This window comes from Nitrosomonas sp. Is37 (genome assembly GCF_033063275.1).
GTDB lineage: Bacteria > Pseudomonadota > Gammaproteobacteria > Burkholderiales > Nitrosomonadaceae > Nitrosomonas.
Genome location: NZ_JAWJYP010000079.1, coordinates 1 through 629 on the forward strand (window position 1 = coordinate 1; position 629 = coordinate 629).

2 pseudogenes are annotated in these 629 nt (G+C 52.0%); both read right to left on the minus strand.

Annotated features, from left to right (window positions below):
- Positions 1-407 (minus strand): annotated as a pseudogene (locus tag R2Q26_RS15340) (hydroxylamine oxidation protein HaoB); the annotation flags it as partial.
- A 3-nt stretch (positions 408-410) separates the two neighbouring features.
- Positions 411-629 (minus strand): annotated as a pseudogene (locus R2Q26_RS15345) (hydroxylamine reductase); the annotation flags it as partial.

Consider the following 629-nt stretch of genomic DNA (forward strand, 5'->3'; position numbering starts at 1 on the left):
TGTTTGCCTATCGCAGTGGCTAATGCGCTAAGCTCCGATGGTTTGCGTTCCAGTGCGATCAGTGGTTCGCCGGTGTGATTTTCCCAGTTGAGCAGTACCAATGCTTCTTGTTCTCGTTGCCCAAAATAGGCAAGCGCGATAGGTTTGTCGCTTTCTGCGACGCGTATTTCATGTTTGCTGATCTTGAGTGTCGGCCAGGCTTCTAGTTCGAGTTCCGGATATTTGCTCGCGTCCCCTTCGTCTATCAGTTGGTATTGATAGGGGGCAACTCCCGGGGTCAGCCATAAGTAGGCAAACCAGCTGAGTAAAATGAAACCTCCCGTTACGAGGGTGATGCCTAGTAGCGGGAGGAGCTTGTCTAGCCAGCGCACTTGTTGAGTGCGCTGGTTGTCGTTTGCAGTAGTCAAAGCTTAGCTTTGTTTACGTTTGCGCCAGCCAATCAGCGCTAATGTGCCTGCTAGCAACATGCCGCCGCCTAGTCCACCCAGTGAGATTTTTTCACTGGTGCTGTTCAGGTCCAGCAGACTGGTTTTCTTTGCTTCCAGTTTGCTGACACGCTGTTGCAGGGCGACCATTTCGCGCAGTCGGGTGTGTTCATCTTGAATCTCAACATACGCGCGATTCATCGG